Source organism: Ruegeria sp. AB5 (assembly GCF_056542645.1).
This window is the reverse complement of the sequence record NZ_JBQGAE010000020.1, coordinates 1-25,834: the sequence shown is the minus strand read 5'-3', so window position 1 is coordinate 25,834 and position 25,834 is coordinate 1. Positions and strand designations below refer to the sequence as shown.

The window sequence follows — 25,834 nt, the reverse complement described above, 5'->3', positions numbered from 1 at the left end:
GCCGCCGACCGGGTCATGCGGGCGGGAACAATACCAGCGTTTGCAACGCCGTACCCACAGGCCCTTGCGTGTCATACAGCACGGATTGAGACATGCCGACCCCCGAGCTTTGCCAATGCGACACCGAATCCGCCGCCAGCCAGTCGGACACCGGTTCGCGGTGGATGTTAACTGTCAGGTCGGTGTTCATGAACCCCATCTCGGCCGTTGGCGCATTCCATGAGATGCCATTGCCGCAATCGGCCAGTGGACAAAGCGACTGGATCGGCGATTGAACCTCGTCCTCTAGCAGCTGAGGTGTACGCATCCAGACTGTTTTTGGACCCGCGCCCAAAGTGCTACCTGCCGGGTATTTAATGTCGCTATGATGCGCGAAACCGGGCAAATCGTGGCGCAGTTCGCCAATTGGGAAGGGGCCATCCACCACGTCTTCAAACCGAAGAGGAGGCATTTCAACGTTGGGCACCGCGCCCAAATCCCGACGCACGATGTGCATCGTTGTGGCCGTGGCGCACAAGGTGTCCTCAAGATCGTGCACCGTCACCCGCTTTGTCCCAAGCGTCTTGGTATGGCGCGTGGTTTCGGCTGCCACGCGCAGCCCGGACAACGGCAACGGGCGCAACAGGTCAACTGTCAGGCGCGTCAGCACCTTTTCGGGTCCAATCTCGGTTTCCGCGGCGCGCACGATCAGGCCGCTGACGGGCCCGGCATGACAATGATCGGCTGACCAGGGTCCACGCGCCGGGTCATTGCCAACAAACACCCCATCTTCTCGTTGATGAAAATAAGCGAGAGTGCCGAGTTCCTTGGTCGCCATCCCGGGGTTCAAACCTTTTCCTGCGTGTATTTCTTCAGCTCGGCCCGCGCGACCTGACGCCGATGTACAGCATCCGGCCCATCGGCCAGACGCAGCGTCCGCACATGGGTCCACGCGGTGGCCAGCGGCGTGTCCTGACTGATCCCCTGTGCGCCGAACATCTGCACCGCCTCATCGATCACTTTCAGAGCAACGCGCGGTGCGACAACTTTGATCTGGCTGATCCAGGGCGCCGCCGCCCGCGCATCTCCCTGGTCCATGTACCAGGCCGCTTTCAGACATAGCAGACGGGCCATCTCGATCTCCATCCGGCATTCGGCGATGATGTCAAAGTTGGCCCCCAACTGCGCCAGCTTCTTGCCAAATGCCTCGCGCTGCATCGCGCGTTTGCACATCTGCTCCAGCGCGCTTTCCGCCTGTCCTATGGCGCGCATACAATGGTGGATACGTCCCGGTCCCAACCGGCCCTGAGCAATTTCAAACCCGCGCCCCTCGCCCAACAGGATGTTTTCGACCGGAACCCGCACATCGGTGAACCGAATGTGCATGTGGCCATGCGGTGCATCATCATGTCCGTAGACCTGCATGGGCCGCAGGGATTCGATCCCCGGCGCATCAGCCGGCACTACGATCATCGATTGCCGCTGATGTTTCGGTTGATCCTCACCCCCCGTCTTGACCATCACGATGTAGACCTTGCAGCGCGGATCACCTGCGCCCGAGGACCACCATTTCTCGCCATTCAGAACATAGTCATCCCCGTCCCGCACGCAGGACATCGACACGTTGGTGGCATCCGATGAGGCCACATCAGGTTCGGTCATCAGATAGGCCGAGCGAATCTTCCCTTCGAGCAGAGGCTTGAGCCATTGCTGTTTCATCTTCTCGGTGCCGTAGCGCTCGAACACCTCCATATTGCCGGTGTCGGGTGCAGAGCAGTTGAAGACCTCTGCACCCAGAGGCGTTTTGCCCATCTCTTCGGCAAAATAGGCGTATTCGACAGTGGTCAGCCCGAAACCCTTTTCACTGTCAGTCAGCCAGAAGTTCCAAAGCCCGGCAGCCTTGGCCTTGGCCTTCAACCCTTCGAGGATTTCAGCCTGTCTTTCAGTGTATTGCCAGCGGTCGCCCTTGCCGATCTCGGTCTGATATTCATCCTCCAGCGGCGTGATCTCGTCCCGGATCATGTCCGAGACACGCTGCAGGAGGGCGCGGTTTTCCTCACGCAGACTGAATGACATGTTCATGAACGCTCCTCCGTTGCCCCGGGATCGGGCTTTACCTTCGACTCAAGAATGGCTTAGCTGCCGTGACCCTGTCTAGCTCAGTGACGGGACGTCACCACCTCAATTTCTGATGAAGGAGCCGCGCATGGCACTTTTGATCGACACGGGCCTTTCCGATTGGATGAGCAATGCGGACCTGGCCGATGGAGTTCGTCGACTGTCGCCCGAGGCGGATGTGCGGACTCCCGACACCATAGGAGACCCGGACGAGATCACGATGGTCGCGGTGGTGAGCCTGCGGGATGCGCAGCTGGTGGCTTTGCCCAACCTCAAACTGGTGCAGAAACTGGGGGCTGGTGTTGAGACGATTGTGGGCAACCCGAACCTGCCGGATCATATCCGCGTCGCTCGCCTGAAACCGGATGCCCCGGCGCAAGGGATCGCCGAGTGGTTTCTGGCCTATATCCTGCGCGCCCAGCGCCACATGAGTTTGTATGAAGCCGCGCAGCGTCGTTCGGAATGGGCGCCCAAAGCCCCGCTCATTACGCCCGACACAATAGTCGGTGTGTTGGGGTTGGGTCATATCGGCGCACGCACCGCGCGTATGCTGAACGCTGTCGGGTTTCGGGTGATGGGATGGAGCCGTTCACCCAAACACATCGATGGCGTCACCTGCATGCGTGGCGACGACGCGTTGCCAGCGCTGCTTGGCCAATGCGATCATGTCTGTGCCATCTTGCCATCGACCCCTCAGACCATTGGCTTGTTCGACACAGATATGCTTGCCGCAATGAAACCCGGCAGCCAATTGCTAAACGCCGGGCGCGGCGACTTGATTGACGAAACCGCTCTGCTGTCCGCTCTGGACCGGGGCATCCCCAGGCATGCGGTTCTGGATGTGACCAGCCATGAACCTCTGCCGAAAGACAGCCCCCTGTGGCAGCATCCCGGCGTCACAATCACGCCCCATGTGTCCGGCTGGCATTTGGGGGATGCATTGTCAGATGTGGCTGAGAACTTTCGCCGATTGTCTTCTGACAGCCCGTTGTTACACGAGGTCGACCGCAGTCAAGGCTATTGATCCAACGCCCGGATCAGGGCGCCAGCAACCAATTGCCATTGGCGTCCTTGCAACGGCGCGTTCGGGCCTGGCGGCTTGGTTCATCGCCGCCCGGATCAACGGAATGAAGCAACGAGACACAATCACCCTGCACTGCACTTATGCGCACGGTTCCTTTCGAGCCGGTCGCGTCGTTTGTCCACGCACGTTCTTGTCCCACGGTCGGAGCGCCACTGGACAGCAAGGAATTCGACGCTTCGCTAAGCACTTCGAAATCCTGTGGACTCAAACCCATTTCCGCAATGATCCGCGACAGCGGTTTGGCCTGAACCGCCGCAACCGCCAGAATACTTGCCGCCGCCAATACCAAAGAAATCCGGGCTTTCATCACCGCCTCGTCTAGTTGAATTCAATTTGACCTCAAGGATATACCCCAACGCGGGCGGGGCCAAGCCCTTGGGCCCTGCACCTTCAAAATATCCCGAACAAACCTATCGCAACGCAAGTGCTAGAGGCGGGGTGCCATTCCCCTCATAGTGCCCTCAAAACGACCCTGAGGCTTGTGATGACAACTCCCAGCTACTATGCCCCCACCGGTGGGCACCCCGGTCAAGAGCAATTGCTGACCGACCGTGCCATGTTCACCGATGCCTATGCAGTGATCCCCAAAGGCACGCTGCGCGACATTACCACCAGTTCTCTGCCCTTTTGGGAACGGACGCGGCTGTGGGTTCTGTCCCGCCCCCTAAGCGGGTTCGCCGAGACCTTTTCTCAGTACATCATGGAGGTTCAGCCCGGTGGCGGCAGCGACCATCCCGAAACCGAAACTGCCGCGCAGGCCGTATTGTTTGTGGTTGAAGGCTCTGTGACCCTGACCCTGGACGCAACAGAGCATTTGCTGGACACTGGCGGCTACGCATACCTGCCACCTGGCTCGAACTGGACGCTTCACAATCACTCCGATGCACCAGCCCGCTTTCACTGGATTCGCAAAGCGTATCAGGCGGTACCGGGCCTGCCAGCGCCCGACCCGATCCTTACAAATGAGCAAGATGTGGCACCTGTCGAAATGCCCGGAACCAACGGGCGATGGTCCACAACCCGCTTTGCTAACCCGCAGGATCTGCGCCACGACATGCACGTCAATATCGTCAATTTCGAACCCGGCGGCGTGATACCTTTCGCGGAAACGCATGTGATGGAACACGGGCTCTACGTTTTGGAAGGCAAGGCCGTCTACCGGCTGAATCAGGACTGGGTCGAGGTTGAGGCGGGCGATTACATGTGGCTGCGTGCGTTCTGCCCGCAGGCGTGCTATGCGGGGGGTCCGGGGCGGTTTCGGTACCTGCTTTACAAAGACGTGAACCGGCATGTGCCGTTGTCCCTGTCCGCTCGATGAGCGGCAAGTGCCGCCACTGCGCTACAATTTTATCGCTCCAAGGGTTCACAGACGTGTCGAAATTTGCTGAAATCAAAGAAAATTCTCTTTTGAGTATCGGAGTTTGCTTCATGACACTGCGTTTGCCTCTCATGGCCCTGGCCGCGATTGCCACGCTGGCGGTCGCGCCAACCGCGCCTGCTATCGCCAAGGAAGAGACCAGGTCCGTCGTGGTCCTGAGCCGCACGTGGGCGGTAACCCAGGTCGCAGATGCCCCGGTGATCTACCGCGCCACCCGCGACAATAACAACCTGAACCCTTTCGGCCCGCCGCCCCGCCTGCGCACCCTACAGGCCATTGCGGCGATTCAGCAGGCAACCGGTTGCAAGCCGATCGTGGCCAGCATGTATCAGAACATCTCGGGCCAGTTCTTTTCCCAGGTCAGCTGCAATTGAAATTGGTACAATACTTTCGTTGAGGTCGCCTGATCTGCCTGCCATAGCTTTCGCATGAAACTCGCGATCAACGGATTCGGCCGCATCGGCCGCACGATTCTGCGGCAGGTGCTGGCCTTGCCGAAGGAATCGGATATCGATCTGGTTCTGGTCAACGACATCGCACCGCTTGAAACCTGTGCGTATCTCTTCAAATACGACAGCACGTTTGGTCCTTACCCGGGCGATGTATCCGCAGACAACGCGGCGCTGGTCGTAAATGGGCGTAGCATCTTGATGACCCACAGTTCGGATCTGGCCAATATCGACCTGTCAGGCGTCGATGTGTTGCTCGACTGTACCGGGATTGCGCGCACGTCGGACGTGGCCCGGCGGGGGCTGGCTGCCGGGGCGGGCAAAGTTCTGATCTCGGGCCCATCCCCGGCCGCAGAGGTGACGATTGTTCTGGGCGCAAACGAAGGGCAGCTTGGCAGCGCACGCATTGTCTCGAACGCCTCTTGCACCACTAATGGGCTGGCCCCGCTGGTCAAGGCACTGGATGAGATCGGAGGTATCGTTTCGGGCCACATGACAACCATCCATTGCTACACCAACAGCCAACCGATGGTCGATGCCCCTCGCGGCAACTTGGCGCGTTCTCGCGCGGGCGCGCTGTCGATGGTGCCCACCACGTCAAGCGCGATTCATCTGATCGACGTGGTGCTGCCCCACCTGGCCGGACGCGTCTCGGGTGCTGCGGTTCGGGTCCCGACGGCCAGCGTTTCCGCCATTGATATCGTCGTCACGCTCGAACGCGGCATAGGCGCGAATGCGTTTGACCACGCCCTGCACCAAGCCGTGGACGCATCCCCGGTGCTTGCCTGGACCGACATGCCGCTTGTCTCTTCGGATCTGCGCTCCCGGCCCGAGTCTTTGGTCATTGCGGGCCCAGAAACCCGCATGGTTGGCGACAATCAGGTACGTGTCTTTGGCTGGTATGATAACGAATGGGGCTTTTCTGCCCGTATGCTCGACGTTGCCCGTCTTATGGCCGCGGGCTAGTTTGTCGCAATCGCAGCGCGCCCTGCGCGCTGCCCGGCCCAACGGGTCATGGCGCATCTCCGATGTGCCCTGACCGGGCGGGAGCATCTCGGCCTAGGCTTTGACCACCTCAAACGGCGCATCGAACCAGTGTTCTTCCAGATTTGCACCGTCCCCGATACGGTCGATCACGGCAAACAAACCCGGCTCGTGCAGAGGTGTCAGAACCCCATGCCATGTGCCCCGGTGGTAGTTCACCGCCTGTCCCGGCGCGGTCAGATAGGCAAGTGGCACACCCGGCTGCCCGTCCTCATCCGGTGCGACGATCACCAGAAACGGTTGATACGTCATCGGAATGAAGGCCTGACTGCCGGCAGGGTGACGCTCGACCATCTCCAGCCGATACGGCAGGCTACGCGGATTGGCACTGAACAGGCTGACCCCGGCCCGCCCGTTCGTAAAGTCCATGGCAGCCCGGTCATGATAGCGCCCGCACTGCCCCTGATTGATGATCTTGTCCGGTTCGCCCGACGTTTCGATCAGATCCCCAAACGGCGCAAACGCTGCGGCCGAGATCGGCTCGGCTACAAGTCTGCGGTTCATGACGGCAACATATCCGCAAGGCGGACTTCCGCGATGCGCTCGACCTGACGGCAAGCCTCGGTAAATTCGGCGTCCCGGTCCTGTTCGATTCGCCGTTCAAAAGCCGCCAGAATCGAAGCTTTGTCGTGATCCCGCACTGCTATGATGAAGGGAAAACCAAACTTCTCCGTATAGCGCGCGTTCAGATCCGTGAACGCCGCGCGCTCTGCATCCGTCAACGCATCCAACCCTGCTGAGGCCTGCTCGGACGTGCTTTCCCGGGTGAGCCGCTTGGCCTGAGCAAGCTTGCCAGCCAGATCAGGATGCGCGGTCAGAACGCCCAAACGTTCATCCTCGGTCGCCGACCGGAACATACGCGTCAGCGCATTGTGAAGTCCGCCAGCGGTGTCATGGGCTGGCCCAAGTTCAAGATCATAGGCGCGTTCGGCAATCCATGCCGAGTGCTCAAAGATACTTCCATAGGCGGAAACGAACTGCTCGCGCCTCATCTGCGATGGTTTTGGATGCGTCTGCGGCGGGTGGGTCTGCGCCCAATGATCGGCAATCTGTAGCCGCGTGGCAAACCACACATCCGAGAAACTACGCGCGTACTCCAGAAATCGTTTCAAGGCCATCACCCGCCCCGGGCGCCCGATCAGGCGGCAATGCAATCCGATGGACAACATCTTGGACGCTCCGCCCTGCCCTTCTTCGTACAACGCATCGAAACTGTCCTTCAAATATGAATAGAACTGATCTCCCGCATTGAACCCCTGCGGCGTGGCAAAGCGCATGTCATTGCAATCCAGGGTGTAGGGCACGATCAACTGATCCCGATCTCCGGCCTGTACCCAATAGGGCAGATCGTCGGCATAGGTGTCGGCGACGTAAGCAAACCCGCCCTCTTCGGCCACCAGACGCACCGTGTTCTGCGAGCAGCGCCCGGTATACCACCCCAAGGGGCGTTCCCCGGTGACCTCGGTGTGCAACCGGATCGCCTCGGCAATCCCGGCCCGCTCCTGCGCCTCGGGCATGTCCTTGTGTTCAACCCATTTCAGACCGTGGCTTGCGATTTCCCATCCCGCGTCCTTCATCGCCGCCACCTGATCCGGCGATCGTGCCAGTGCGGTCGCAACGCCGTACACGGTGATCGGCAGGTCTTTCATCAACCGATGCAGTCGCCAGAACCCGGCCCGCGCGCCGTATTCGTAGATCGATTCCATGTTCCAATGGCGTTGACCAGGCCATTGAGCAGCGCCAACGATTTCGGACAAGAATGCCTCGGACGCCGCATCACCGTGCAAGACGTTATTTTCCCCGCCTTCTTCGTAATTCAGCACGATCTGCACCGCCAGCTTTGCGCCGCCGGGCCAATTGGCCTGCGGCGGGTTTGCTCCGTATCCGATCATGTCGCGAGGGTAGCGGGAGGGCTGCATGGTATCTTCCGTTCCTTGGTGTTTCGACAGGCTTAGCCTAGAAATCCCCACAGGATTATCAAATCAATCCGAACGCTGTTTCCGGTTCTTTCGGCATTTCCACCGTTTTGATGTTTGAGCCAGACTGCGACAAACCAAAAGACACATCAAAGGAGAGTACCGTGGCAGGTTATCTGACAACCCATGTTCTGGACACCGCACGGGGGTGCCCCGCCGCCGGATTAAAGATCGCGCTCTATCACGTGTCAGGAAACTCTCATCGCAAGCTTGTCGAGATGCAGACCAACGCAGATGGACGGACAGACAGCCCGATCCTACCGTCTGAGACATTCAAGACAGGCACCTACGAGCTGGTCTTCTTTGCAGGGGACTACCTGCGCAGCACTGATCAGGCTGGGGATGATCCTCTGTTTCTGGATCAGGTTCCAATCAGGTTCGGCATGTCCGATGCCCAGGCGCACTATCACGTGCCGCTTCTGCTGTCTGCCTATGGATACTCGACTTATCGCGGCAGTTGACGCGTCAGACCTCGGAATTGCGCACCACCTTGCCAATCCGTTCGATCATGAAATCCATGAACAGGCGGGCTTTGGGGTCCTGATGACGACGGTGGGTATACAGGCACGCCATCTGCACCGGCACCGGCGGGGTGTCCTGCGCAACTGCGACCAGACGACCAGCTTTCAGATGCTCTGCCACTTCGAACACCGGCTTCATCGCGATACCCTGCCCTGACAAAGCCCAGTCCGTCAGAACATCCCCGTCATCACACTCAAACCGCCCGGACACGGCAAATCTCTTGGGGCCGTCGGGCGTTTCCAGCATCCACTGAAACTCTGTCGCGCCGGGATACCGCAGGTTCAGGCACTCGTGTCCCTCTGCAAGCAGCGCGGCCCCAGTTTGGGGCATCCCCCGCCGCTTCACATAGTCCGGAGCTGCGCAAAGCACGCGCTGGCAATCGGCGATCTTGCGTATACGCAACGTGCTGTCCTCGGGCTGGCCAATAAAAAAGGCCAGATCCAGCCCCTCGGTCGTCAGGTCCACCGACCTGTCCGTCAACCGTAAGCGAACGTCAATCTCGGGGTATTCACCCAGAAAATCAGGCACATGCGGGGCCAACAGCCGTCGCCCGACACCCAGCGGAGCCGCCACAAACAAGGACCCGCGCGGCGCTTCGGTCAGATGCGTCACTTGCGCCTCGGCTTCATCCACCGCATCCAATACGGCCACCGCACCGGGATAAAATGCCTTGCCCTGCTCGGTCGGGGACAGGTTTCGGGTTGTGCGCTGAAACAGGCGCACGCCCAGATGATCCTCAAGCTGAGAAATCCGCGCCGAGGTTACGGCTGGCGAAATCCGCAAGTCACGCCCCGCAGCGGACATACTGCCCAAATCGTAGACGCGGACAAAGGTTCGGATATTGTCGAGATAGGACATCTTTTCGTTTTTTTTGATACAGTTTGACAATATACGGGAATACCGAAGAAAACCCCGCTTGCCTAGTGTGGCGGCAAGCAATCGGAGACCTCTGAAATGTACGACTTCGCCGTGTTCTGGGACTGGATGGCCTTTGCAGTGCGCTGGCTGCACGTGATCACGGCCATGGCCTGGATCGGATCGTCCTTCTACTTCATCGCTTTGGATCTGGGCCTGAATCGCAATATCCCCGGTCCGGCGGATGGCGAGGAATGGCAGGTACACGGTGGCGGCTTTTATCACATCCAGAAATACCTGGTTGCACCGGAACGGATGCCCGACCACCTGACCTGGTTCAAGTGGGAGAGCTATTCGACCTGGCTGAGCGGCGCGGCCTTGTTGATGATCGTCTATTGGGTTGGGGGCGAGCTGTACCTGATCGACGCGGAAAAGGCTGATCTGGCGCTTTGGCAGGGTATTTTGATTTCGGCGGCCTCGCTGACAATTGGATGGCTGGTCTATGATTTCCTGTGCAAGTCGGGTCTGGGAGACCGCCCAACCCTTTTGATGGTTCTTCTGTTCCTGCTGCTGGTGGCCATGGGCTGGGGCTACAACCAGATCTTCACCGGGCGCGCAATGATGCTGCATCTTGGGGCCTTCACGGCCACGATCATGACGGCGAATGTGTTCTTCATCATCATGCCGAACCAGCGCATCGTTGTGGACGACCTCAAAAACGGACGCACGCCAGACCCGAAATACGGCAAGATCGCAAAACTGCGGTCCACCCACAACAACTACCTGACTCTGCCGGTATTGTTCCTGATGCTGTCCAACCACTACCCGCTGGCCTTTGCGACGGAATACAACTGGATCATCGCAGCGCTGGTGTTCCTGATGGGCGTGACTATCCGGCACTACTTCAACACCTGCCATGCCCGTGCTGGCAACCCGACCTGGACCTGGCTGGCCACTGCGCTGCTGTTCATCGCCATCATGTGGCTGTCGACCGCGCCGATGTATCAACCACTGGAAGAGACCGAAGCCCATGCCTTAACGCCATATGAACAGCAATTCGCCTCGGCCGACGGGTTTGAAGAGGCGCATGATATCGTGCTGGGGCGGTGCTCAATGTGCCACGCCCGCGAACCAGTGTGGGAGGGTATCCTCTGGGCTCCCAAAGGTGTGCTGCTGGAAACCGAAAGTGACATTGCCCGGAATGCACAGCAGATATACCTGCAAGCTGGCGTGACCCACGCGATGCCCCCGGCCAATGTGACCTATATGGAACCGGAAGATCGTCAGGCAATCATTCGCTGGGTCCGAAACGCGGGCTTGTAGCGCAACACCTGTTCAGGCGTTGTTCCGTATGAAGGCGTCAAAAACCTTTCCACAGCGGGTTTCAAATGCTCTAACATGAATTCAACCAGCCGCGGATTTGAACAACGCGGCCCAAGTGATTTCGAGTTGGGGCAGTTGGAGCCATCTGATGCAGGGGAGCAGACCGCGACGCCGTCTGAAATGCTGTCTGTTGGGCGCGCTGATGATGTCGGTGCCGACGGGCCTTATGGCTTTGGAAACCAGCTTGGTCGCCCCGGGCGCTTCCAAAGAGTTGAAAGCGCGGATCGAAGAGACCTCATCCGTTACAACAGCCGATGCGCGCGGGCTGGACACACCTTTGGAAATACTTTCGGCAGGCCTGTCGGACTACCGCACCATCGTTCAGATTCTGTATGACGAGGGCTATTTCAGCCCGGTTGTCAGCATTAAGCTCGATGGTCAGGAAGCGGCCGAACTCAGTACGCTCAGCGTTCCCAGCCAGATCAACAGCGCGGTTATCACGATCCAGACCGGACCAAGATTCCGTTTCGGCGACGCAACCGTTCAACCGCTCGCGCCTGATACTGAGCTGCCGGAAGAATTTGCGACGGGCAAAATCGCAACCACAGGCGCCATTCAGCAAGCAACCTCAGCCGGTGTGCAGGGCTGGAGAAACGCGGGGCACGCCAAGGCCGATGTGGCCAGCCAGACCATAATTGCCCGACACACGCAGGCACAATTGGACGCACAGATTGATCTGGACCCGGGACGTCGCCTGACCTTTGGCAGGATGTTCATAAAGGGCGACACAGACGTCAAACACCGCTCGATCGAAAAGATCGCCGGGTTCCCCAGTGGCGAGGTCTACTCTCCGGCTCAAATCCAGAAGGTCGGGACGCGGCTGCGCAGAACCGGCACGTTCAGCGTTGTCTCGCTTGAGGAGCGCGAGACACCCAACCCCGATGGAACATTGGATTTTGATGCAACTTTCGAGGACTTGCCGAGGCGCCGACTGACCTTCGGGCTCGAACTGGCCTCGCGCGATGGGATTGATTTGACGGCATCATGGACCCACCGCAACGTGTTCCGTCGAGCACAGCGCCTGCGCTTTGAGGCCGCATTGCGCAACATTGGCGGGGCCGAGGATCTGGACGGTCGCATTGGCTTGCGTCTGGATCAACCCGATCGTCTGGGACCGGATGACAATACGTTCTGGAATGCTCTGCTGGAACGGCGCAACACCGAAAACTACAATGTCTCCGTAGCGTCTCTGGCCTATGGGGCAAGGCGCACTTTTTCAGACAGGCTTTTTGCCGAGGCTTCCGTCGGGTTTCAGTGGTCGGATGCAGACGACGCCTACGGAGACGGTCGCAAGTTCCGCTACTTTATCCTGCCCCTTCGGTCCGAATGGGATGAGCGCGACAGCAAGGTCAGCGCCACCCGCGGTTTCTATCTGGACGCTCAGGCAACACCCTTTGTCGGGTTTTCCGGCACCGAAAGCGGTATCCGCATTTTTGCCGATGGGCGCGCCTATACAAGCCTCAATACCGGTGGTCGGCTGGTTCTGGCGGGGCGCGTACAGCTGGGATCGGTCATTGGACCGTCGGCTGATGGTGTGACGCCCGACTTCCTGTTCTTCTCGGGTGGCGCGGGAACCGTGCGCGGGCAACCCTTTGAAAGTCTTGGCATTCCGGTTGGTACTGGCATCGCGGGGGGCAGGTCATTCCTGGGATTGTCCGGTGAGGTACGGGGCAAAGTCACCGAAAGCCTGTCGCTGGTCGGGTTCTACGATTACGGTATCGTGGACACGTCCTCGTTTGTTGGCAGCGGTGCAGAAGACCATTCCGGGGCTGGCCTGGGTGTCCGGTATGATCTGGGCGGGTTCGGACCGTTGCGCTTTGATCTGGCCTATCCGGTTCAGGGCGATACGGGTGACGGGCTGCAGTTTTACATCGGGATTGGACAGGCATTTTGAAACGGCACCTTGCATACCCGCTGCTGATCGGCACGCTGACCTGCACGCCACTTGCCACATACGCGCAAGAGGATGAAGGCGGCAGCATGATCGAGCGGTTCCTGCAGGATACGCTGTCAGGCGATGACCAGAACGTCACCGTCAAGGGCCTGCAGGGCGCGCTGAGTTCCCGCGCCACCATCGCCGAGATCACGGTCGCCGATGACGAAGGCGTCTGGCTGACCATCAAAGGGGCCGAGCTGGACTGGAACCGGCTGGCGCTGATCCGGGGCCGGTTTTCCGTCAACGCGTTGACGGCGCAGGAAATCGACATCGCCCGCGCACCCGGCACAACAACCAAGGATACTCCGCCGCCGTCAGCTGAAACGACACCCTTCCAACTGCCCGAACTGCCTGTCGCCATCGAAATCGGAGAACTTCGGATCGATGAGCTGGCACTGGGACAGCCTTTGATCGGTGTGGCTGCGGACCTCAACGTCACTGGCAACCTGTCGCTTTCCGATGGTACGCTGGATACCAGTCTGGACATCACCCGACTGGACCGCGCCGGAGACGAAATCACCCTGACAGCGGGATTTCAGAACTCCAGTCGTCAGATTGATCTGGATCTGAGCGTTGTCGAGGCTTCGGGCGGCCTGATCTCGACGGCCCTGAACATCCCGGACAGCCCACCCATCGGATTGACCGCCAAAGGCTCGGGTCCGGTCACGGATTTCACTGCCGATATCAGCCTGAGCAGTGAGGCCCAACCGCGCGTGACCGGTCAGGTGCGGTTGCGGGCCGCAGAAAGCGGTGCCGCAGATGGTATCGCCTTTACCGCTGATCTGGGTGGTGATCTAACGCCCTTTGTCGCCCGCAACATGGATACGTTCTTTGGCACCCGGACGCGTCTTTTTGTCGACGGGCAGACACAGGCGGATGGCGCGCTCAGCATCAGCGATCTTGAGTTCACATCTGAGGCGCTGAACCTTGAAGGCCAGTTGGAACTGGCGTCCGGTGGTGCGTTGGAACTGGCCGCCTTGCAGGGCCGTATTACCCCTCCTGAGGGGCAAAGTGTCGTTCTGCCGGTCTCCGGCGGGGACACATCCATCGAAGCTGCCCAGATATCCGCGCTGTTTGACCAGAAGAACGGCAATCTGTGGGACCTGAGCCTGACGACCAATGGGTTGACGACGGACCAGATCAGCCTGGAACGGGCGCAAATTGCAGCGCAGGGCACGTTGGAACAAGGGACCGACTTCAGCCTCGACGGAGACTTGCAGGCCGCGATCGACGGGCTCGACATGGCTAACCCGGCTTTGAACACCGCGATTGGCGACAGGATCACGCTGGACGGAGTGTTCGAATATGGCAGCGACCAGACGCTGAACCTGTCCGGGTTTGAGCTGATCGGATCGGATTACACGCTGGATCTCGACGCGCTGATCAGCGGGCTGACCAGTGGCTTGAACATCGAAGGATCGGCAAAGCTGGACGCCTCGGACCTGTCCCGTTTCTCGGATCTGGCGCAGCTTGATCTGGGTGGGCAGGTCTCTGCAACGGTCGAAGGGAGCGGCTCGCCGCTGGAACGCAGTTTTGACGGCAAGGTGATCGTCAACGGCAACAATCTGTCTACTGGTCGAGACGACATCGATCCGGTGATCAAAGGCGAGACCACGATCACGCTGGATGCAAAGCGTGGAACAGATGGTGTGACGATCCGCGATTTCACTTTGATTGCGGATGCTTTGCGGGCGCAAGCGGACGGTACGCTGACAACGCCGGACGGGAACCTGTCCATTGATGGGCAGGCAACCGTCAGCGCGCGGGACTTGTCGGTTTTCTCGGGCCTTGCGAAACGTGATTTGGGCGGTTCGGTACAAGCCAAACTGACCGGAAAAGGCACGGTTCAGACGCTGGAGTTTGATGGCACGGCCAGCGTGACGGGGCGGGACATCAAAGCCGGGATGGACGATCTCGACCCGCTTCTGGCAGGGCGAACCTCGGTCGAGTTCGACGGTGCACTGGCGCAGGACCTGGTCACGATCCGTCAGGCCACGATCAACGGACGCGCCCTGACGGCGGAAGTTGCGGCAACGATTACCGACCCTACGGGTGATCTGGCCGTGGATGGGCAAGCCAAGTTCAAGGCCCCGGACCTGTCCCTGTTTTCCGGCCTGGCCGGTCGCGATCTGGCAGGCTCGGTCCAGGCCGACATGCAGGGTAAAGGCGCAGTGGGCAGTACGTTTTTCGATGTCCAAGGCAACGCCCAGGCAAATGACATCCAAACTGGAATAGATCCGTTGGACGCATTGATCTCGGGCCAAACGACCCTGACGGTCGATGCCGAGAATACCGACGCCGGAATGAACATCCGCACATTCCAACTGAACGGGACCGCCCTTACGGCCAATGCCTCGGGCCAGCTGAACCGCGAGAATGGCGGGTTGAGTTTTTCGGCCATGCTCGACGATTTGAACCGCCTGTCCAACACGCTGTCTGGCCCCCTGAAACTGGATGGCAATGTGGCGCCAACGGGGTCCGGGTTAGAGGGGACAGCTCGATTGCAGGGGCCCGACAGCTCGTATCTGAACCTGACCGGGACGGTCGAGACCAACGGATCGGCGGATGTGGATTTTGAGGCCAAGCTCAATCGGGTCGAACGGTTCGCCCCCGACTTCCCCGGAACGGTCTCTGCCGAAGGCAATGCCAAGCGAGCCGATGGCGTCTGGACGATTGCGGCGAAAGCTGCAGGTCCGGCAGATATCGCGAGCGACGTGGCGGGCACATTTGACGAAACCACGGGCGAAGCCGATTTGACGGCTCAGGGCGGGGTCAATCTGGGCATTGCCAATATCTTCCTCACGCCCAACAAGATTGATGGCTCGGCTCGGTTCAACCTGGCTTTGAAAGGCAAACCCGGTCTGGATGCGCTGAGCGGTTCGATTACGACATCGGGCACGTCTTTTGCCATTCCAAATGCCGGGCAGACCATCACCGGAATTGGCGGGTCGGTCGATCTGGCGCAAGGTCGCGCGACGATTTCCATGACTGGCGCGATGCGCGCCGGAGGCGGCTTTACGGTCAGCGGACCTGTGGACCTGACCCCGCCTTTCAACGCCCAGATCACCACCGCCCTGAACAATCTCGTTTTGACCGACCAGTTGCTGTACGAGACCACGTTGAACGGCCAGATTGCGCTGACCGGCGCACTGGCCGGAAACAGCGCCTTGTCCGGGCAGATCACTTTTGAAGAAACAAATATCAACCTCGCAGCGGCCTCAGGCGCGGTCGGCGCGGCTCCGATCCCCGATATCCAGCATATTGGCGAAACCCGGGCTGGCTTCGTAACACGCGAACGTGCGCAGCTGGTGGTCTCGGAAGAACAGAGCAAAAGCGATTCACGTATGGCGCTGGATATCAGCCTGTTGGCGCCAAAAGCCGTATTTGTGCGTGGGCGGGGTGTGAATGCGGAACTGGGCGGGCGTATCTTCATCGGAGGCACTACAACCTCGGTCGTCCCCTCTGGTCAGATCGAACTGATCCGCGGTAATTTCGACATTCTGGGTCGAAGGCTGGCCCTGAGCAAAGGGATCGTTACCCTGCAGGGCGATCTGACCCCCTATATAGAGTTTGAATCCTCGGCCAGCACTTCGGACGGGACGGCCACCATCGAGATCGCAGGACCATTGGATTCACCAGAAGTTGACGTCTTTTCGGACCCTGAACGCCCGGCCGAAGAAGCACTGGCCATGTTGTTGTTCGGCAACCGGTTCTCAGAGCTTTCGCCCTTTGTCATTGCGCAAATGGCAGCCTCCTTGGCGCAGCTCAGCGGCGCCGGTGGCGACGCGACCAAGGGCCTGCGTGAATCGACGGGCGTCGACACCGTGGATATCGGAGCGACCGAAGGCGGGGCGGGTCGTCTGGGCGCAGGCGCGTATCTCAGCGACAATCTATACACCGATTTCACCGTCAACACCGAAGGCGATACAGAGGTCAACCTGAACCTGGACGTCACCGACAGTTTTACCGTCAGAGGAACCGTTGACGGACGCGGGGAAACCGGGATCGGTCTGTTTTTCGCACGGGATTACTGACGCTCTACTTGCGTCGAATGCCGATCGGCTGACCGATCTGGGGCGCAAGTGGCAGGGCCTTGTGATCTTGGACCATTCGTTCCAGCCGCGCAATTGCCCAATCCGGGTAGCGTTCTGACCGTCCGGTCTTGTGGCTGACATTCATAAACAGTGCTTCTTGCGTGGCGCAGACCACCTGATCCGTGGCCGAGATCATCTGTGCAAAATAGTGCCCGCGTTTTTGATCCGCATCCAGCAGCCGAAACTGAAAATAGATCGTCATCTCCGAGGTGATCTCGCGCAAGAACTGCATGTGAGATTGCAGAATGTAGGGCCCCTGCGCCAGCGTTTGGACCTGCGGTTCCCCCAGGCCCAGATGCTCTACCAAAAGACGTTCAAACGCGACATCAAACGCAACCCCGTAGTAGCCGACATTCATGTGCCCGTTGTAGTCAATCCATGCCGGATCGAGTTCAAATCCGGTCAGTTCCACCGGTGCGGGGTACGGGCCGTCATGACCGGATGAGTGGTTTTCAGACATCAGTTTTCCTCGCTGACCAACATCACCATCAAGACATCCAACGCAGGCACCGTCCAGTGCGGTGGGTCGATCCGATCTGATTGCTTCAACCCCGCATCCCGGCGCAACACACATAGACAAGCCTAAAAATCCCTTGTGTGAACAATAGCACTGACAGGTTGGGACCCGAAGATTCTATAAGCGTTGGTGAAATCAATAGGAGAAAGCCGCAATGAAAGCGGAAGAAGCCGAGAAAATCGTCGGGGCACTCAAGAACAAAAAGGCAAAACCCAAAGCCATCAATACTGAGATTTCCGGAACAAAAGCCACCAAACTGAACAACAAGCTTCGCAGCAGCCTGGAAAGTGCGCTTGGGGCAGATCTATCGAAAGTTCGGGTTCATGTCGGTGGCAATGCGGCGGATATCTGCAAGGAACTGAAGGCAAAGGCATTCACCAATGGGAATGACATCTACTTCGCCAAAGGCGGAGACGCCAAGGACAACAAGTTGTTGGCGCATGAGATCACGCATGTTGTGCAACAGGCGAATGGACGAATGCCCAAGGCACAAAAAGGCAAAGTGCTGATTTCAAAATAAAATTGGTTTTGGTTCTAACAGGAGGGAACAAAGATGGTGATCAAAGTAGGTGAATGGAGTGACGAATGGACGCGAACGCTCAGACAGTTCGAGAAAAGCAACGAGACGTCCGCAAAGAAATTCAAAATTGTCGGCAAAACCCGATGGTGGGACAGCAATAAAAAAGAGGATTTCTCCAAGGCGCTGAAAGAACTGGATATGATCTATTCCAAGATCGTCAAATCCACCAAAGGACGCACTTGGAACACAAAAGCGCTGGACCTGTTCGAAAAGGTCGCCAAGAAAGCCGTCAAGGCTGGTGACGACTATCTGGGTGTGCTGGATCAGCTTCTGACAAAGGAACGCAAGAACCAAGCCAAGGAAAAGGGCCTGGGAGACGCGTATTTGAATGCGCTGAAGATTTTGAAGAAGGATATCAAGGCCTGCACCACCAGCGCTAAATCCGAGTACATGGAACAGCGTCTGAAGTTCGAAAAGGCGTCCAAGGGCGACGCCAGCGGTGAAAAGATCATCAAGGTCGAAGAAGCCAAACTGCTGGCAGCGATCAAAGGGGCATCTTCAGAGCTGCAAAAGGCGAAAGGCGATTTTCCATCCTTCCTCGAGATGATCCGGGGCGGCAGTCTTGTCACCCTGTCCAAGGTGCTTCGCGACACCCCATGCCTGGATGACGGTCTGGGTGCAAAACTTGCGTCCGTCGTGGACGATATCCAACGCTACAAGCACAAACCACTTCCAGATAACTTGCTGACCGAGGCCGAAAAGCAAATCGAAAACGGTACAAGTGCATTCAAACCCATTGATAAGGTAGCGATAGCGGAGAAGAAGGAAAAATTCCGCGAGCCTGAGCTGAAAATGTTGGTTGCAAGGCTAACAGCTGTGATCAAAGACACGGCACAGCAATTAAAGCGGTAGTTCTGCCAAGGTGCTTGCGATGTCGCGATCAGTGGCAGCAAACTGAGGCTCAAATTCAAAAAAGGTTGGCTCAACACAGAGCCAACCTTGTTTTTGTTTTTCTTCTCGCGACTATTCCGCCGCGATGGCGTCTTCGATCTTGTCGACGCGAATGGCCGAAAACTTGAACTCGGGGATCTTGCCATAGGGGTCGATGGCCGAGTTGGTCAGGATATTCGCCGCCGCCTCGACATAGGCAAACGGGATGAACACCATATCCTCGGCAATCGCGCGGTCAGCCCGCACCATGATCTCGATCGAGCCGCGACGGGTGGTCAGGCGGATGGTCTCGCCCGGTTCAATACCCATCAGCTTCAGCTGACGCGGGTTCATTGAACAGTTTGCTTCGGGCTCGACCGCGTCAAGCACTGTGGCGCGACGCGTCATAGACCCGGTGTGCCAATGCTCCAGCTGACGGCCTGTGGTGGCGATCATCGGGTATTCCTCATCCGGCGCTTCGTCCGGCGGGATGACACTGGCCGGGGTGAACTTGGCCCGCCCATCGGCGCGGGGGAAGCCATCGCCGAACACAATCGCCTGGCCCGGATCGGTCTCAGACAGCGACGGGTAGGTGATTGTTTCGGTCTCCAACCGTTCCCAGGTGATGTTGTCGAGCGACTCCATCGTCAGCTTCATCTCGGCAAACACCTCGGACACGTCCGAATAAGACCAGTTCAACCCGATCCGCTGCGCCAGTTCGACGGTGATCTTCCAATCCTCACGCGCCTCACCCGGAGGTGCCACAGCCGGGCGCACCCGCTGCACCTGACGGTTGGTGTTCGAAACGGTACCGTTCTTTTCATAGAGCGCCGAGGCCGGCAGGATGATGTCGGCATAGTTCGCCGTTTCGGTCAGGAAGATATCCTGCACGATCATCAGTTCCAGCTTGGCCAGCGCGTCCCGTGCATGGCCCACATCAGGGTCGGACATCGCCGGGTTTTCACCCTGAATATACATGCCCTTGATATTGCCTGCATAAGCCTGATCGATAATCTCGGTCACTGTCAGGCCCTTTTCGTTCGAGAAATCCTCAGACCCCCAGACCGACGTGAACTGCGCCCGGATGCTGTCATCGGTCACCGTTTTATAATCCGGCAGGAACATCGGGATCAGGCCCGCATCCGAGGCGCCCTGCACGTTGTTCTGACCGCGCAGCGGGTGCAGACCCGCGCCCGGTTTGCCGACATTGCCTGTCATCAGGGCAAGGCTGATCAGGCAGCGCGAATTGTCGGTGCCGTGGATATGCTGGCTGACGCCCATGCCCCAGAAGATCAGCCCAGCCTTGGCCTGCGCAAAGGTGCGCGCCACGCGGCGCAGCTGATCGGGTTCGATACCGCAGATCGGCGCCATCGCTTCGGGGGTGAAGGCGCGCAGGTGCTCCTTTTCGGCCTCCCAGTTTTCAGTCCAGCGATGGATATACTGGCTGTCATACAGCTCTTCCTCGACGATCACATTCATGATCGCGTTCAGCATCGAGACATCGGCACCGGGGCGGAATTGCAGCATCTCATCAGCGAACTTGCGCATGCCGACGCCGCGCGGGTCCATCACGATCAGCTTGCCGCCGCGCTTGGTGAACTGCTTGAAATAGGTCGCCGCAACGGGGTGGTTCTCAATCGGGTTGGCCCCGATGATGATGGCCACATCGGCGTTTTCGATCTCGTTAAAGGTCGCCGTCACCGCGCCCGAACCCACATTCTCGATCAGCGCCGCCACCGATGAGGCGTGGCACAGACGGGTGCAGTGGTCGACGTTGTTGTGCTTGAAGCCCTGACGGATGAATTTCTGGAACAGATAGGCCTCTTCGTTGGTGCATTTGGCCGAACCAAAGCCCGCGACATTGCGCGGATCTTCGTCGCGCAAGGTTTTCAGCCTTGTGGCGGCCAGATCCATCGCCTCTTCCCATGTCGCCTCGCGGAAATGGGTGTCCAGATTGCCCGGATCGACATTCAGCCCCTTGGCGGGCGCATCCTCGCGCCGGATCAGCGGCTTGGTCAGGCGGTGCGGGTGGTGGATATAGTCGAAGCCGAAGCGCCCTTTGACGCACAAACGGCCTTCGTTGGCGGGGCCGTTGATGCCCTCAACATATTTCACCTTGCCGTCTTTGACCTTCAGCGAGACCTTGCAGCCCACGCCGCAAAACGGGCAGACGCTTTCGGTTTCGCTATCGTAGTCCTTGCTGTCGCCATGCTGCTGATCATCCAGCACGGTCGCTGGCATCAAGGCACCGGTCGGACAGGCTTGAACGCATTCGCCGCAGGCCACGCAGGTCGACGCGCCCATCGGGTCGTTTTGATCAAACACCACCTGTGCCGTATGGCCACGCCCGGCCATGCCGATCACGTCATTGACCTGCACATCGCGGCAGGCGCGGACACAGAGGTTACAGTTGATACAGGCATCCAGATTGACCCGCATCGCGATGTGACTGTCATCCAGCAGCGGAATTTTCTCGGGCTCTTTCGCCGGGAACCGGCTGTCGCTGACATCGTTCAGCGCCGCCATATCCCAGAAATGGCTGGATTTGTCATGGGCCACCTCGGGCTGATCCGCGACCAGCAGTTCCATCACCATGGCGCGTGATTTCTCGGCCCGGTCGGTGTTGGTTTTGACCACCATGCCCTCGGCTGCGGGCCGGATGCACGAGGCGACCAGCGTTCGCTCGCCCTCGACCTCGACCATGCAGGCGCGGCAATTGCCGTCGGGTTTATAGCCCGGCACAGGCTTGTGGCACAGATGCGGAATGATCAGGCCCCGGCCATTGGCCGCGTCCCAGATCGTGGTGCCCTCGGGCACGGTCACGTCATCGCCGTTCAGGTTGAAGGTGACGGTCTTGGTTGGGCTTGCGTCAAGCATGGCTCTGTCTCCCTCAGATTTCGTCAGCGAAATGTTTCATGACCAGGCGGATCGGGTTCGGAGCCGCCTGCCCCAGACCGCAGATCGAAGCATCGCCCATCACCTGACACAGGTCTTCCAGCAGGTCCTGATCCCACGTGTCGGCCTGCATCAGCTTGACCGCCTTTTCGCAGCCCGCCCGGCAAGGCGTGCACTGGCCGCAGCTTTCATCCTCGAAGAACCGCAACATGTTCAGCGCGGCGTCGCGGGCCGTGTCCTGATCGGACAGAACTACCACCGCGGCCGAACCGATAAACGTGCCCAGCGGTTGCAGCGTGTCGAAATCCAGCGGCACGTCGTCGATTGACGCGGGCAACAGGCCCGACGAGGGTCCGCCCGGTTGATAGGCTTTGAAGGCATGACCCTCGGCCATGCCACCGGCGGCGTCGATCACATCCAGAATGGTCGATCCCGCAGGCAACAGATAGACGCCCGGCTGCGCCACCCGGCCCGAGACCGAATAGCTGCGCAGACCGGTGCGGCCATTCTTTTCGGTGGTGTTGAGGCATTCCGGCCCCTCGCGGCAGATCTTCGACACCCAATACAGCGTCTCGACATTGTGCACCAAGGTCGGACGGCCAAAGACCCCAACCTGCGCCACAAACGGAGGACGGTGACGCGGCAAGCCTTTCTTGCCTTCAATCGACTCGATCATCGCGGATTCTTCACCGCAGATATAGGCGCCAGCACCCCGACGCAGATCGATATAGCCCTTGGCAACGATCCCGGCCTCTTCCAGCGCCGCGATCTCGCGGGCGAGGATTTCCAGCACCGCCGGGTATTCGTCGCGCATGTAGATAAAGCAGGTCTCGGCCTCGACCGCCCATGCGGCGATCAGCATGCCCTCAAGGAAAACATGCGGTGTGCGTTCCAGATAGTAGCGGTCCTTGAACGTGCCGGGCTCGCCCTCATCGCCGTTCACGGCCAGATAACGCGGGCCATCGTTCATGCGAACAAAGCCCCATTTCTTGCCAGAGGGGAAGCCAGCGCCGCCCAGACCGCGCAGGCCCGAGGCCAGAACGTCCTCTTGCACCGCCTCCCAATCACCGCTGTCGTGTAGCTCTTTCAGCTTGGCATAGCCGCCGTTCGCCTCATAGGCGGCGAAGGTTTCATAGTCGGGCAGATGGGCGTGGGTATCACCCGCCGCAATTGCCGCCTGCACCTTTTCAGGGGTGGCGTGATCGATATGGTTGTGGCCGATCTCAAGCACCGGTGCGGTGTCGCAACGGCCCATGCAGGGCGCGCGCAGCACACGGACTTCGGACGGGTCCAACCCGTCTTCCAGCGCCTTTTGCAGCTGCTGAGCACCGGCCATCTCGCAGGCCAGGGAATCGCAGACGCGGATGGTCAGTGCGGGGGGTGGGGTTTCATCCTCTTTGACCACATCGAAATGAGCGTAGAAGGTGGCGGTCTCATAGATCTCGGCCTGACCAATCCGCATCTCGACGGCCAGCGCAGCAATATGGTCGGCGCTGATATGGCCATGCGCATCCTGAATCAGATGCAGAAATTCGATCAGCAGGTCGCGGCGGCGGGGGCGATCGCCCAGCAGACGCGTAATCTCGGCCTGTGCCTCATCCGTGAACTGACGGCCTTTGGGCGTGTGCCGCCCCTTGCCTTTACCTGACTTCCAGACGCCCTTGGGTGCGCCTGATGGCTTGGTATCTAATGGTGCCATGATGCCCTCCGATTGAGACCCGTGTCTCATCAGAATAACATATCGTCAAATCGCATCTACCAATCGCACGATAACGACAGATTATCAACGTAAAGACGTCACCACGCCCCGCAAAGCCTCGACAGTGGGCAGATCAGGGTCGCGGCTTAGTGTGGCCAGACAAATCGGTTTGCTGACAACGGGATCGACAAGAGGCAACACTTTGGTTCCCTTCAGGTCGCCCAACGCGCGCACCAGAACCCGAGGCACAACGGTCGCGGCGAGCCCCTCGCGCGCCATCACCATAGATGCAGTGAATCCGCTGGTTTCGGCCACGACATGGGGGTGAAGACCCTGTTCCGCAAAAATCCGGTCGAGGATGCGCCGGTTCTGCATCTGAGGTTCAAGCAGGCTGATCGGAAACTCAGCCACCTGTGCCCAGGGGATCGGCCCCGTTTCTTCGGTCATGTGGGAGGGAACCAACAGGACATAGGTTTCTTCGTACAGCGGTTGTACCTGCCGTAAATCGGTACCGATACTGTCGCCATATGTGATGCCCGCATCCAGGCTGCCCTCATCCAGCCGATGCTGAATGGCACTGGCAGACATGGTCTCGATCCGGGTGACGATCTGCGGATGGGCCTGTTGCAGACGCTTGATCAGCCGCCCGGTGAAAGCAATCGCCGTGGGGATCACCCCAAGGATCAGGGTGCCCGTGATCTCACCTTTAGAGGCCAGAACCTGCTGCTCCAGCGCCTTGGTGTCGTCCAGAATACGCCGCGCCCGCAGGACGATCATCTCGCCCTCTTCGGTCAGACCCTGAAAGCGGTTGGCGCGACGGACGATGGATACGCCCAGCCGATCCTCGAGGTTACGGATGCGCATGGAAAATGCGGGCTGCGAAATCCCGCATTCCTCGGCCGCTTTGGCAAAATGTCGGTGCCGCGCCAAGGCGCTGAGAAGTTGGAGGTCGCGGATTTCGATCATCTTAGGGCGTCTCAATGGGCAAGTTGGACGGCAGACTAGCGAGTTTTGACCGAAGAGAAAGCGCGAGTCGATTTAGAATAGGTCGAAAATGTATAGGAGTTTGTGCGAAGCCCCATGAAACCGAACAGAACGAACGCAATGCAAAAGTCAACACAGCAGACAGAGCGGCCATAAACAATATCTTGGGCAATGTCCGATATGGGATCGTCTGCTGTAGAACTGAGAAATCCAACTAGAAGGAAAATTGAAATCGAAAGCTTTGTTCCACTTTCAACGCGCATGTCGTGGCCTGTTCAAGCGGCTTGCCAGGATGACAGTATGAAGCAACTCGCCATTAGATCGAGATGCGCACCACCTCCGTTTTTGAACACGGTGATCTCATCGTAACTTTCTCGCTGCATGCGATCCATCTGATAGAAGTCCGCAATCACATCATCTTGAGTTATTACGCCCTGCGAGATTGGGGTCATCAACTCGCCGACGTGATCAACTGTGGTGTCCCGGCCGTCGACAAAGAGGCGACCCCGGCGCAACGCCTCATCATCGGCCTCACGCATATCTGGCCGGTAGGCCCCGATAAGGTCTACATGTTGGCCTGGCCGCAACCATTCTCCTCTCAGCAGAGGTTGGGTCGACATGGTTGCAGATGTGATGATGTCGGCCTGCTCAACAGCATCAGCAAGGCTGGTGGCTACGTCAGTCTCGGGATAATGCTTGGCAAAAGCCTCGGCTCCCTCGGGCGACCGGTTCCAGACGGTGAATTTAGCGTTCGGGAAGAGTGCGCTGTAAGCTGCGTAAAGAGAGTGACTGACGGTGCCTGCGCCAACAATGAGAATTTGGTTGCTATCAGGGCGCGCGAGGCGTCGTGCGCCCAAAAGGCTGTCCCCTGCGGTTTTCCATTTGGTCACAAGGTGAAAATCAATGATCGCCACCAGCGTTCCGTCCTGATCTGAGAAGAGATTGACTGCGCCCCCAATCGTGGGTTTGCCCGAAACCGCGTTCTTTGGAAAGACTGTGGCACATTTTACCGCAAGTCCCATGCCATCGATCCATGCTGACCGATTCAAGAACGTGTTGTCACCACGGTAGAGAAGCACATCGGCGACTTCAGCTTTTGGCAGGTCGTGCCCTTTAATGAAAGCGTCTGTAAGCGCAATCCAATCGAGGTTTTTTTCGCCCTCTTCGAACGAAATAAACGCGGTCATCTCAATGTCCTGCTCTTGGTATCTTTCAGCCCAGATATCTCCGACGGTGTCACCCTTCAAATCGTATCAGGCGGCTCAACGAAGTACCGGCCCGTATCTTAGACCATCAGACAGCGACTGCAACTTTGCGGTCATCTGTCTCCATTGCAGCATTGGTCACTTTGGGCCCAAAGCATGCGTAATTGGGCTGACCGTGAACTGAGGTCGAGCTCCCGATAGGCTCACAGGGAAACTGTGAACATGGGAGATTTCGAATGGAGTATTTTGCAGGTTTGGACGTGTCG

Annotated in this window: 21 protein-coding genes; 10 read left to right on the top strand and 11 right to left on the bottom strand. The window is 58.8% G+C overall.

Annotated elements, in window-relative coordinates:
- Positions 1 to 13: 13 nt before the first annotated feature.
- Positions 14 to 817, bottom strand: coding sequence for a thioesterase family protein (locus ACR0L4_RS21425; RefSeq protein WP_480514997.1), 804 nt, complete (start codon positions 815 to 817; stop codon positions 14 to 16).
- Between the two features lie 8 nt (positions 818 to 825).
- Entirely contained in the window at positions 826 to 2,061 is a 1,236-nt protein-coding gene (locus ACR0L4_RS21420) for an acyl-CoA dehydrogenase family protein (RefSeq protein ID WP_480514995.1), read from the bottom strand.
- 124 nt (positions 2,062 to 2,185) lie between these two features.
- Between ACR0L4_RS21420 and ACR0L4_RS21415 the strand changes: the two genes are divergently transcribed.
- Positions 2,186 to 3,121, top strand: coding sequence for a 2-hydroxyacid dehydrogenase (locus ACR0L4_RS21415; protein WP_480514990.1), 936 nt, complete (start codon positions 2,186 to 2,188; stop codon positions 3,119 to 3,121).
- A gap of 13 nt (positions 3,122 to 3,134) precedes the next feature.
- On the opposite strand, the gene ACR0L4_RS21410 is transcribed toward ACR0L4_RS21415, so the two are convergent.
- Positions 3,135 to 3,488: a hypothetical protein gene (locus ACR0L4_RS21410; RefSeq protein ID WP_480514988.1), complete on the bottom strand. Its 354-nt coding sequence runs from the start codon at positions 3,486 to 3,488 to the stop codon at positions 3,135 to 3,137.
- 177 nt (positions 3,489 to 3,665) lie between these two features.
- On the opposite strand from ACR0L4_RS21410, the gene ACR0L4_RS21405 reads away from it, so the two are divergent.
- The 3 genes from ACR0L4_RS21405 (at position 3,666) to ACR0L4_RS21395 (ending at position 5,974) form a co-directional block, all read left to right on the top strand.
- Complete coding sequence (locus ACR0L4_RS21405) at positions 3,666 to 4,499, top strand: bifunctional allantoicase/(S)-ureidoglycine aminohydrolase (protein WP_480514986.1); 834 nt, start codon at positions 3,666 to 3,668, stop codon at positions 4,497 to 4,499.
- Positions 4,500 to 4,609: 110 nt separating this feature from the next.
- Complete coding sequence (locus ACR0L4_RS21400; protein ID WP_480514984.1) at positions 4,610 to 4,933, top strand: hypothetical protein; 324 nt, start codon at positions 4,610 to 4,612, stop codon at positions 4,931 to 4,933.
- Between the two features lie 54 nt (positions 4,934 to 4,987).
- On the top strand, positions 4,988 to 5,974 hold the full coding sequence (locus ACR0L4_RS21395) for a type I glyceraldehyde-3-phosphate dehydrogenase (protein ID WP_480514982.1): 987 nt from the start codon (positions 4,988 to 4,990) through the stop codon (positions 5,972 to 5,974).
- Between the two features lie 93 nt (positions 5,975 to 6,067).
- Here ACR0L4_RS21395 and ACR0L4_RS21390 read toward each other — a convergent pair whose 3' ends face one another.
- Together ACR0L4_RS21390 and puuE are read right to left on the bottom strand one after the other, a co-directional pair.
- A complete protein-coding gene (locus tag ACR0L4_RS21390; RefSeq protein ID WP_480514980.1) occupies positions 6,068 to 6,556 on the bottom strand; it encodes an ureidoglycolate lyase in 489 nt (162 codons plus the stop codon).
- Positions 6,553 to 7,971, bottom strand: a complete 1,419-nt coding sequence (puuE, locus tag ACR0L4_RS21385) for an allantoinase PuuE (protein ID WP_480514978.1) — start codon at positions 7,969 to 7,971, stop codon at positions 6,553 to 6,555. The genes ACR0L4_RS21390 and puuE overlap by 4 nt, the downstream gene beginning before the upstream one ends.
- A gap of 161 nt (positions 7,972 to 8,132) precedes the next feature.
- Between puuE and uraH the strand changes: the two genes are divergently transcribed.
- Positions 8,133 to 8,489 carry a hydroxyisourate hydrolase gene (gene uraH / locus ACR0L4_RS21380; protein ID WP_170754429.1) on the top strand — a complete coding sequence of 119 codons (357 nt, stop codon included), beginning with the start codon at positions 8,133 to 8,135 and terminating at the stop codon, positions 8,487 to 8,489.
- Positions 8,490 to 8,493: 4 nt separating this feature from the next.
- Here the strand turns inward: uraH and ACR0L4_RS21375 are convergent, their stop codons facing one another.
- Positions 8,494 to 9,408: a LysR family transcriptional regulator gene (locus tag ACR0L4_RS21375; RefSeq protein WP_170754431.1), complete on the bottom strand. Its 915-nt coding sequence runs from the start codon at positions 9,406 to 9,408 to the stop codon at positions 8,494 to 8,496.
- A 96-nt stretch (positions 9,409 to 9,504) separates the two neighbouring features.
- Between ACR0L4_RS21375 and ACR0L4_RS21370 the strand changes: the two genes are divergently transcribed.
- From ACR0L4_RS21370 to ACR0L4_RS21360, 3 genes are all read left to right on the top strand, one after another.
- Complete coding sequence (locus tag ACR0L4_RS21370) at positions 9,505 to 10,728, top strand: urate hydroxylase PuuD (protein ID WP_480514975.1); 1,224 nt, start codon at positions 9,505 to 9,507, stop codon at positions 10,726 to 10,728.
- A gap of 148 nt (positions 10,729 to 10,876) precedes the next feature.
- The gene (locus ACR0L4_RS21365; protein WP_480514974.1) at positions 10,877 to 12,682 is read left to right on the top strand and encodes an autotransporter assembly complex protein TamA; all 1,806 of its coding nucleotides are present in this window, start codon (positions 10,877 to 10,879) and stop codon (positions 12,680 to 12,682) included.
- The gene (locus tag ACR0L4_RS21360; RefSeq protein ID WP_480514973.1) at positions 12,679 to 16,758 is read left to right on the top strand and encodes a translocation/assembly module TamB domain-containing protein; all 4,080 of its coding nucleotides are present in this window, start codon (positions 12,679 to 12,681) and stop codon (positions 16,756 to 16,758) included. The genes ACR0L4_RS21365 and ACR0L4_RS21360 overlap by 4 nt, the downstream gene beginning before the upstream one ends.
- Positions 16,759 to 16,762: 4 nt before the next feature.
- Here the strand turns inward: ACR0L4_RS21360 and ACR0L4_RS21355 are convergent, their stop codons facing one another.
- The gene (locus ACR0L4_RS21355; protein WP_480514972.1) at positions 16,763 to 17,278 is read right to left on the bottom strand and encodes a thioesterase family protein; all 516 of its coding nucleotides are present in this window, start codon (positions 17,276 to 17,278) and stop codon (positions 16,763 to 16,765) included.
- A gap of 211 nt (positions 17,279 to 17,489) precedes the next feature.
- Between ACR0L4_RS21355 and ACR0L4_RS21350 the strand changes: the two genes are divergently transcribed.
- Entirely contained in the window at positions 17,490 to 17,855 is a 366-nt protein-coding gene (locus ACR0L4_RS21350; RefSeq protein WP_170754440.1) for an eCIS core domain-containing protein, read from the top strand.
- A 33-nt stretch (positions 17,856 to 17,888) separates the two neighbouring features.
- A complete protein-coding gene (locus ACR0L4_RS21345) occupies positions 17,889 to 18,767 on the top strand; it encodes a hypothetical protein (RefSeq protein WP_480514971.1) in 879 nt (292 codons plus the stop codon).
- 111 nt (positions 18,768 to 18,878) lie between these two features.
- Here ACR0L4_RS21345 and fdhF read toward each other — a convergent pair whose 3' ends face one another.
- The 4 genes from fdhF to ACR0L4_RS21325 all read right to left on the bottom strand — a co-directional run bounded on the left by fdhF (position 18,879) and on the right by ACR0L4_RS21325 (position 25,550).
- The gene (fdhF, locus tag ACR0L4_RS21340; RefSeq protein ID WP_480514970.1) at positions 18,879 to 21,662 is read right to left on the bottom strand and encodes a formate dehydrogenase subunit alpha; all 2,784 of its coding nucleotides are present in this window, start codon (positions 21,660 to 21,662) and stop codon (positions 18,879 to 18,881) included.
- A gap of 13 nt (positions 21,663 to 21,675) precedes the next feature.
- A complete protein-coding gene (locus ACR0L4_RS21335; protein ID WP_480514969.1) occupies positions 21,676 to 23,379 on the bottom strand; it encodes an NAD(P)H-dependent oxidoreductase subunit E in 1,704 nt (567 codons plus the stop codon).
- An 84-nt stretch (positions 23,380 to 23,463) separates the two neighbouring features.
- Entirely contained in the window at positions 23,464 to 24,345 is an 882-nt protein-coding gene (locus ACR0L4_RS21330) for a LysR family transcriptional regulator (protein WP_480514968.1), read from the bottom strand.
- Positions 24,346 to 24,638: 293 nt separating this feature from the next.
- Positions 24,639 to 25,550 carry an ornithine cyclodeaminase family protein gene (locus ACR0L4_RS21325; RefSeq protein ID WP_480514967.1) on the bottom strand — a complete coding sequence of 304 codons (912 nt, stop codon included), beginning with the start codon at positions 25,548 to 25,550 and terminating at the stop codon, positions 24,639 to 24,641.
- Positions 25,551 to 25,834: the final 284 nt, after the last annotated feature.

Excerpts from the sequence above, each read along its gene's own strand:
- ACR0L4_RS21345 (WP_480514971.1), top strand. The coding sequence starts at position 17,889 with ATGGTGATCAAAGTAGGTGAATGGAGTGACGAATGGACGCGAACGCTC.
- ACR0L4_RS21370 (WP_480514975.1), top strand. The coding sequence starts at position 9,505 with ATGTACGACTTCGCCGTGTTCTGGGACTGGATGGCCTTTGCAGTGCGC.
- ACR0L4_RS21405 (WP_480514986.1), top strand. The coding sequence starts at position 3,666 with ATGACAACTCCCAGCTACTATGCCCCCACCGGTGGGCACCCCGGTCAA.
- puuE (WP_480514978.1), bottom strand. The coding sequence starts at position 7,971 with ATGCAGCCCTCCCGCTACCCTCGCGACATGATCGGATACGGAGCAAAC.
- ACR0L4_RS21350 (WP_170754440.1), top strand. The coding sequence starts at position 17,490 with ATGAAAGCGGAAGAAGCCGAGAAAATCGTCGGGGCACTCAAGAACAAA.
- ACR0L4_RS21395 (WP_480514982.1), top strand. The coding sequence starts at position 4,988 with ATGAAACTCGCGATCAACGGATTCGGCCGCATCGGCCGCACGATTCTG.
- ACR0L4_RS21325 (WP_480514967.1), bottom strand. The coding sequence starts at position 25,550 with ATGACCGCGTTTATTTCGTTCGAAGAGGGCGAAAAAAACCTCGATTGG.
- ACR0L4_RS21400 (WP_480514984.1), top strand. The coding sequence starts at position 4,610 with ATGACACTGCGTTTGCCTCTCATGGCCCTGGCCGCGATTGCCACGCTG.
- ACR0L4_RS21425 (WP_480514997.1), bottom strand. The coding sequence starts at position 817 with ATGGCGACCAAGGAACTCGGCACTCTCGCTTATTTTCATCAACGAGAA.
- ACR0L4_RS21335 (WP_480514969.1), bottom strand. The coding sequence starts at position 23,379 with ATGGCACCATTAGATACCAAGCCATCAGGCGCACCCAAGGGCGTCTGG.
- ACR0L4_RS21415 (WP_480514990.1), top strand. The coding sequence starts at position 2,186 with ATGGCACTTTTGATCGACACGGGCCTTTCCGATTGGATGAGCAATGCG.
- ACR0L4_RS21410 (WP_480514988.1), bottom strand. The coding sequence starts at position 3,488 with ATGAAAGCCCGGATTTCTTTGGTATTGGCGGCGGCAAGTATTCTGGCG.
- fdhF (WP_480514970.1), bottom strand. The coding sequence starts at position 21,662 with ATGCTTGACGCAAGCCCAACCAAGACCGTCACCTTCAACCTGAACGGC.
- ACR0L4_RS21420 (WP_480514995.1), bottom strand. The coding sequence starts at position 2,061 with ATGAACATGTCATTCAGTCTGCGTGAGGAAAACCGCGCCCTCCTGCAG.
- ACR0L4_RS21355 (WP_480514972.1), bottom strand. The coding sequence starts at position 17,278 with ATGTCTGAAAACCACTCATCCGGTCATGACGGCCCGTACCCCGCACCG.
- ACR0L4_RS21330 (WP_480514968.1), bottom strand. The coding sequence starts at position 24,345 with ATGATCGAAATCCGCGACCTCCAACTTCTCAGCGCCTTGGCGCGGCAC.
- ACR0L4_RS21375 (WP_170754431.1), bottom strand. The coding sequence starts at position 9,408 with ATGTCCTATCTCGACAATATCCGAACCTTTGTCCGCGTCTACGATTTG.
- ACR0L4_RS21390 (WP_480514980.1), bottom strand. The coding sequence starts at position 6,556 with ATGAACCGCAGACTTGTAGCCGAGCCGATCTCGGCCGCAGCGTTTGCG.
- ACR0L4_RS21365 (WP_480514974.1), top strand. The coding sequence starts at position 10,877 with ATGCAGGGGAGCAGACCGCGACGCCGTCTGAAATGCTGTCTGTTGGGC.